Below are 7883 nucleotides of genomic sequence, written 5' to 3'. Positions count from 1 at the left end.
TTTTCGATAAACTCGGCTTACCCGCGAATTGATTACCCCCATGCCCCACACCTACACCGAAGACCAGCTTGTCGAGCAGCCCGCGATTGGGTTGTTGGCGGAGCTTGGCTGGAAGACGGTGTCGGCGTTGGATGAGACCCTCGGTGCGACCGGCACGTTGCAGCGTGAGACGAAGGGCGACGTGGTTCTCATATCCCGGTTACGGGCGGTGTTGGAGCGGTTGAACCCGGTGCTGCCATCCGAGGCGATCACCGCCGCCATGGATGAATTGACCCGGGACCGCTCGGCAATGAGCTTGGAGGCGGCGAACCGCGAGATTTACCTGCTGCTGAAGGATGGCATCAAGGTTTCCGTGCCGGACCGCGAGCGTGGTGGGCAGAAAACGGAGCGGCTGCGGGTAGTGGATTGGGAGCATCCGGCGAACAACGATTTCCTCCTGGTCAGCCAGTTCAGCGTCACCGGCGCGCTCTACACATGCCGTCCGGATTTGGTTGGCTTCGTCAACGGGTTGCCGCTGGTGGTCATCGAGCTGAAAAAGCCTGGCGTGTCCGCCCGAACGGCGTTCGACGAGAACCTGACCCACTACAAGCAGCAGATTCCGGCGCTGTTCCGGTACAATGCGCTGCTCATCGCCTCGAACGGGACGGAAAGCCGCGTCGGTTCGCTGACGGCGGACTGGGGACGGTTCTTCGAGTGGAAGCGTATTGAGCTTGAGGGTGAGCCGCGCCGGGTGTCGCTGGAGGTGATGATTCGTGGGACATGCGACCGGGCACGGCTGCTCGACCTGGTGGAGAACTTCACGCTGTTTTCCGAGCACAAGGAAGGGTTGGCGAAGATCATCGGGCAGAACCACCAGTTCCTTGGCGTGAACAATGCCATCGCCTCGATGCTGGAGGCGCGTCGGGCGGGGCACGGTCGCGGGGGGGTGTTCTGGCAGACGCAGGGCAGCGGCAAGAGCTTTTCGATGGTGTTCTTCGCGCAGAAGGTGCTGCGCAAGGTGGCAGGCAATTGGACGTTTGTGGTCGTGACCGACCGTGTGGAACTGGATGTCCAGATTGCCAAGACGTTCAAGACGACCGGTGCAGTCAGTGAAACCGAGGGAGACCAATGCCATGCCGAGAGCGGCGCTCACCTGCGCGAACTGCTGCGAGGAAATCATCGCTACGTCTTTACCCTCGTCCACAAGTTCCAGACACCGGAGATGCTCTGCGACCGCCCAGACGTGATCGTGCTCACGGACGAGGCGCACCGCAGCCAGTACGACACGTTGGCGCTGAACATGCGTGCGGCGCTGCCCAGGGCGCTGTTCCTTGCCTTCACCGGTACTCCCCTCATCGTCGGCGAGGAGAGGACGAAGGAGGTCTTTGGAGACTACGTTTCCATCTACGACTTCCAGCAATCGGTCGAGGACGGCGCGACCGTGCCGCTCTTCTACGAAAACCGCACGCCCGAATTGCAACTCGTGAACCCGGACCTGAACGAGGATCTCTACGATCTCATCGAGGCGGCGGACCTCGACCCCGAGCAGGAAGCGAAGCTCGAACGGAATTTGAGCCGTCAATACAACATCCTCACCCGCGACGACCGGCTGGAGACCATTGCCCAGGACATCGTACGGCATTTCCTAGGGCGCGGCTTCGTCGGCAAGGCGATGGTGGTGTCCATCGACAAGGCTACCGCGCTCAAGATGCATGACAAGGTGCGGAAGCATTGGACGGTGGAAATGGCACGGGTAAAGCAGGAGCTGGGGCAGTACAGCCTTCCGATGGACAAGAAGGATGAACTGCTCGACCGCTTGCAGGTCTTGCAGACCACGGACATGGCTTTGATCGTCTCTCCCGGTCAGAACGAGATCGAGCAGATGAAGAAGCGCGGTCTCGACATCGTGCCGCACCGGAGGCGGATGAACGAGTCGCAGCCCTCCTTGGACGAGAAGTTTAAGGATCCGGATGACCCGTTGCGGCTCGTCTTTGTGTGCGCCATGTGGATGACCGGCTTCGATGCCCCGAGCTGCTCCACGATGTACCTGGACAAGCCGCTGCGGAACCATACCCTGATGCAGACCATCGCCAGGGCGAACCGGGTCTTTCCCGGCAAGCACAGTGGCGTGATCGTGGACTACGCCAATGTCTTTGCCTCGCTGGAGAAGGCGCTCTCCATCTATGGCGCGGGTAAGGATGGCAAGAACCCGGTGAAGGACAAGGCGGCGCTGGTGAAGGAGCTGCGGCAGGCGATTGGCGAAGCGACCGCCTTCTGCGCCGCTCGTCAGGTGAACCTCCCCAACATTGAGCAGTTGCCCGCTGGCGACATGAAGCGATTGCAGCGGATCGACGATGCCGTGAACGCCTTGATCTCGCCGGACCCGCTGCGCCGCGAGTTTCTCGGGCTTGAGCGCCTGGTCAACACGCTGTACTGCGCCGTGAAGCCCGACCCGACGGCGCTGGAGTTCACCGGTCGCGTGGCAACCCTCACCGCCATCGCCGAAGCCATCCGCACAATCCTCAAGCCCGAGCCTGTGGACATCGCTGGCGTATTGGTCAGCATCGACAAGCTGCTCGACGAATCCATCGCCGGCATCAAGATCAGGGAGGACGAACTGCCGGTGCTGGACCTGTCGAATGTCAACTTCGAGGCATTGGCGGCAAAGTTCAAGAAATCAAGGCACAGAAGCACCGACCTTGAACGGCTCAAGGCTGCCATCCGGGCGCAGCTCGGCAGGCTGCTCCGCCTGAACAAGAGCCGAGTGAACTACCAGGACAAGTTCGAGGAGCTGGTCGAGAGCTACAACAACGGCAGCCGGAACATCGAGCAGATCTACCAGGAATTGCTTGCGTTGAGCCATTCGCTCAATGAGGAAAGGCTGCGGCACGTCCGGGAACACCTGACCGAGGAAGAGCTGACGGTGTTCGACATCCTCACTCGCCCCGGTCCCGATTTGACCCAGGAAGAGCGGGATGAGGTCAAGAAGGTTGCCTGTAAGGTGCTGGAGCGGCTGAAGACGCTGCTGGCGATCGATTGGCGGCGTCAGACCCAGGCTCGTGCCCAGGTGCGCCTGGCGATCGAGGATGAACTCGACCACGGGTTGCCCCCAGCATACACCCCGGAGCTGTACCAAGGCAAGTGCGCCACCCTCTTCGAGCATGTGTACGAGAGCTACCAAGGCGAGGGCGTCAGCGTCTATGCCACGGCTGGGTGAAAGGTTGATCCAAGCTTGATTGGTGTGTGCCGCAGGAAGGTTGCCGTATTTATGGCACGGGGAAGGCGGGGCGGATGCGTGGCAAGGATGGGTACGGGGGGGGCAAACCGATGAACTTCCCCATCTTCAATATTGTCCGCTCCATCGCCAAGGCGGATCAGACCTAAGGCAATATCTGAGTCGATCCGACGCTACTGGACCGGCGAAAGCTACAAACCTTCGCTGCGGATGGAGTATTATAGATTCATAAGCGTCATTTTCATCAAGTCCAACCGCATGGATGGCAACCTTTACTGGTTTGAGCATAATTTTACCTTATGCGCTGTCAATTGTTGGTTAATCTAATATAATTTCTTTGAAATCAATAATAAAATAGCTCAAGTTGATTTCAGCTTTGAAAATTTTCACATGGCTCAATCTTGGGTTCCTCTTCAATAATCCTTGCAGATCCCTAACTAAGTCTGTCGAATCGCAGTTAGCGCCCAAGATTATACTTACAAGAGTGCTTTCTGGAATCTTAAAAAGATCGATATCAGCGCCAGATTCATTTTTTGTTTTGGAAGATACGCTTTCTTTGGGTAACACAAAGCGAACCTCTTGCTCATAGATCCAGTCTTCGGACTTATACAGAATCGGCAATCTTTTAAAACTATCCATTAATTCAATTTTCTTTTTGCCATATTGCATTGGCAATAATTTGCCAAACTTGTCAGACGGAAAAGAAGATTCATTGTGGTAAATAATATCTTGATTGAAAAAATTATCTGCTTCATTGAAGCCGATGACTACACCCCTATGTCTATCAGCGTAATGCGACCACATTAAAGGGCTGTCGCAGGTTTTGGATAGAGAAAATATGCGGATATCACCAAACCAAATTCCCGCCTTTGCTATTTCAAGTAAATCGGCTTTATCAAATTCAATTTCCCATGTCATTTTTGACGCAATATTTTCTATACTCGAATAATCGATATGTCCTTCGAATGGATCGTTTAACTCTTTTGGAGAAGAAAACCGAAATTCAAGATTCTTGCAAATGCTTGGAAAGAGCTTCGTATACTTGTAAATCATAGCCGTACCTGCAACGATCCATTGTTATTTCGGTTTTATACTTATTGCTCAGATTAAGAATGGTTTCCTGTGCTAACGTTCGCCATACCCGGAAGTGAAAAGCAACGCTAATGAGTCCGAAACGTGTTCCATATGTCAGTATCCAGCTTCATTGAAGCATACACTTCAAATAGGTACAGTTCCAAGTCATTGTTAATTTCGACAAAAGCAACTTTCATTTGCCTCAGACGCTCTTGTGCCGAGAAAAACACGGTCTTGAATTGTTCGTCCTTCATGGCTTGATCACGCCTCATTTCGTGTGGGTAGTCTTCGGATGCCATGCGATAGACAAGGTTCGCTGAATAATGGGAATCAAGGTTGAGATGCTGAACAAGCCGTTTGATGACGCCCCGCGAGATACCGACATAGATGGGCGTCTCTCCGTCGATGAAAACATAGCAGCCGGGAAAGTCTGTCGATCGCTTGAGGTGAACCAGTATTTCCTTTGTAACGCTCTTAAAGCCGACAAAAGCATCCGCTGCGGCGGGAGACCGGATAGCAGCTTCCAGTAATTTGAAGTGGTTCGGCAGCACAGAAGCAGCCAGCCCTTCAAAGTTATGGACGCAATTGTCGATTGGCATAGTGTTTATGACCTAACGATTGCTTTATGTGGAAGAGGTTGGTTTTCCGTATCCGGGGTATCCACTTGACTCAACCATGGTCGCTGTATGCATCTGAATGCTAGATGGTTGCAACGATTACGCGCATTTTTCAATAATCCGGTGCAACTACATCGATACCAGCACGTTGCAGCGGATTAGGTTGAGTCAAGTGGATACCCCGGTTCCGTATTATACCGACCGAGGTGCGCCAAGATGGCGCAAATCCAGTCCATATATCATGGTAACACAGTCCCTTATCCCATTTGAGGTCTGCCCCTTGTGGATGTAATTTGTATCCATTCGGGGCAAATTGCAATGCTGGATCATGCAGTCTGTGGCATACCCCAGCAATGAACAGTATGATTGAACCCTTGCCCCCATTGACAACCTTGCCTTCTCCGATACATTTCCCGCCATGAACTACCCCATCTCTAAGATCGTCTCCGGCGGTCAGACCGGCGCTGACCAAGGCGGACTCAACGCCTCCATCCAACTGGGCATTCCCTATGGCGGATGGTGTCGGAAGGGGCGCAAGTCGGAGAATGGCGTCATTCCGGCGATCTACGACCTGAAGGAAACGGCATCTGCCGACTACCGCATCCGCACGGAGCGGAACGTCGTTGAATCGGATGCCACCATCGTATTCACCTACGGTCAACCGACAGGCGGATCGGAAATGACCATCGCCCTTGCAGAGAAGCACGGCAAGCATTGGATCCATATCAACCTCGGCTGCTCCGTTGGCTGGATCTTTACCCGGAAATCACCTCGGGCTCCCCTGGTACGAGCAGTAAAACTGACGAGTCCCTTGGCCAAGTCACCGAACATGGCGATGACTAAAGAGCAAGGGGGAGCCTTTACGCACCGGCGCTGGGTAAGGACTGATATGCGGAGGGTAGACAACACCTAAAGGATGGATGGGCTCATGACCTTCAGAAGAGCGGGAATCACTTGCTGAAGTCCACTTAAGGGAATTCTTATTTTAGATATTCTTGAACCAGTCTTCGTCTACGTCAACGCTCTCGACCATTTCAGCCTTGATCCCAAGACGGAGTTCCTTCAGCTTGTCAGCAAGTTGATCACCGTCGATCAGATCGATAGGAGGGGCCCCGTCCCGGGTAGCCTCCCGCATAGCATCACGGGTGAATGTGCCGGTTGAAACGAACAGGCCCTTGTCGGCTCTGCCAACGAGAGCACCTCGAAAATCTCTAATGGCTCCAGCGGAAACGGAGCCTTTGTACTTCTTGCACTGGAAGAGAACATGAAAACTGAGAAGGCCACCCACCTTGACAATACCTTTCCCATCAATCCCCCCGTCGCCGGATCGCCCGGTAACCTCAACTTGGACAAATCCAGATTCGCGAAGCATCCTCTTCACTAGGCGCTCAAAGGCATCTGGTGACAGCTCTCGAGTCAATACATGGTGAAGCTTGGTGCGCCAAGATTCATTGCCGTCCGGTAGTTCCTCTTCCGACTTGGGAACGAGAGGTACGGCCTCACGTTCTTTTTTGGATTTCTCTCTTGCCGTCCTGACAACCTCTTGTGGGTCGATGTCGGTAACATCCCGTTTATCTGGAACGATGACCCAGACCCCTCGACTGGAATTGTCGAGAATTCCATAGTTTTTCAAATACGTCCTTGCCCAGGCGAGTTGGTACTCTATTTCCGTCATGCTGCTTTTCTCTGGATCGTGAGGGATGGCAAGAACGTCCTCCGGTAGGTCAAGCGATTCTGTGACCTTTTCCGAAATCTCGTCGATCGAGCCCGACCCCCCGAGTTCATGCATCGCAGCGAGGAGCGGATTCATCAACTGATGGTATCTCGGTATCTGTTTGTGCTTTGCCATGTCGCATCCCTTTCTCTAGATATTCACAGTTTTGAATGTACCCTGTATCCATTTGGGTCGAAATGCAATGCCGCGTGGAGCACCAGGCCGAATCTCAGTCCCAGCGATGCCGAGCTTCTGGCAAAGGTCATGGAGTAGGTCGGAATCCAGGCGCAGGTGAAAAAACCGGAACCTGTGCTATCTTTGTGCCCCATTTAACCAATGAGGGAGGGTTTGACCATGCTCCGCAGCATTCTAGCCGTGGTGGTGATTGCCGCCGTCTCTGTACGCGCCGAATGGCCCTTATCCATGAACGACTATGACGACCATGATCCCGTGACCTCGGGAAAGCTCGTGGCATGGGTTGGTTCGGACGGGACAGACGCGGAAATCATGCTCTGGAACGGCAAGAAGACGATCCCGTTGACAAACAACGATGTTTTTGACGGGTATGTCGCGGTCGGGGGCAAGTACGTTGTCTGGGTGGACTCCCTAGACCTGTCAGCCGATATCAGCGAGATATTCCTTTGGGACGGGGCTTATCTCCTGCCAGGCGTTCCGAAGGCGATAAACATCAGCAACACCGGGGCGACAGCCATGTGTGCCACCCCCCATACTGACGGCAAGAACGTGGTCTGGTCCCAGGACAACGGCAACGGCTTTGAGATCATGCTATGGGACGGGAAGACCGTCACCCAGCTCACCAACAATGACTATGATGACACCGACCCGAAGGTCCGCAACGGGCGGGTTGTGTGGAGCGGGTACGCAGACGGCCCTGATGGCGAGATTTTCTATTGGGACGGGGATAGCGTCATCAGGTTGACGGATAATAACCAGGCTGATTACGATCAAGTCATTGACGACGACTTGGTTGCATGGAAAGGGGGAACTGCGGGCAGGGGGACGGATGTATACCTCTATGACGGGGTCGCCATTACCAACCTCTCCATCGGTATAGCTATAGGCAACGTTGGCTCCCTCTCGATCAGCAAGGCGTGTATCGCATGGACCGAGGCCAGTCCCATATACTATCAGGTCTACCTATGGGAGCAAGGGAATGTTCAAACCCTCACCATGGGCGACGACGACAACATCGATGTGGCCAATTACGGGAACAGAGTCGCCTGGCTGGACGACAACTTTGACG

6 protein-coding genes are annotated in these 7883 nt (G+C 54.3%); 3 read left to right on the top strand and 3 right to left on the bottom strand.

The features are described from left to right. Positions 1–40: 40 nt before the first annotated feature. Positions 41–3196, top strand: a complete 3156-nt coding sequence (locus RBT76_15705) for a type I restriction endonuclease subunit R (GenBank protein ID MDX9859229.1) — start codon at positions 41–43, stop codon at positions 3194–3196. A gap of 336 nt (positions 3197–3532) precedes the next feature. On the opposite strand, the gene RBT76_15700 is transcribed toward RBT76_15705, so the two are convergent. Next, entirely contained in the window at positions 3533–4267 is a 735-nt protein-coding gene (locus tag RBT76_15700) for a DUF2971 domain-containing protein (GenBank protein ID MDX9859228.1), read from the bottom strand. A gap of 107 nt (positions 4268–4374) precedes the next feature. Then, a complete protein-coding gene (locus RBT76_15695; GenBank protein ID MDX9859227.1) occupies positions 4375–4887 on the bottom strand; it encodes a hypothetical protein in 513 nt (170 codons plus the stop codon). 436 nt (positions 4888–5323) lie between these two features. Here RBT76_15695 and RBT76_15690 point away from each other — a divergent pair, with 436 nt between their 5' ends. Next, a complete protein-coding gene (locus RBT76_15690) occupies positions 5324–5818 on the top strand; it encodes a putative molybdenum carrier protein (protein ID MDX9859226.1) in 495 nt (164 codons plus the stop codon). Between the two features lie 72 nt (positions 5819–5890). Here RBT76_15690 and RBT76_15685 read toward each other — a convergent pair whose 3' ends face one another. Further along, a complete protein-coding gene (locus RBT76_15685) occupies positions 5891–6754 on the bottom strand; it encodes a restriction endonuclease (GenBank protein ID MDX9859225.1) in 864 nt (287 codons plus the stop codon). A 219-nt stretch (positions 6755–6973) separates the two neighbouring features. Between RBT76_15685 and RBT76_15680 the strand changes: the two genes are divergently transcribed. Beyond that, on the top strand, positions 6974–7883 hold a 910-nt coding region (locus RBT76_15680), incomplete at its 3' end, for a hypothetical protein (protein ID MDX9859224.1).

This window comes from Candidatus Zixiibacteriota bacterium (genome assembly GCA_034003725.1).
GTDB lineage: Bacteria > Zixibacteria > MSB-5A5 > GN15 > FEB-12 > WJMS01.
The sequence above is the reverse complement of the archived record's forward strand: the minus strand, read 5'-3'. Positions and strand labels throughout refer to the sequence as shown.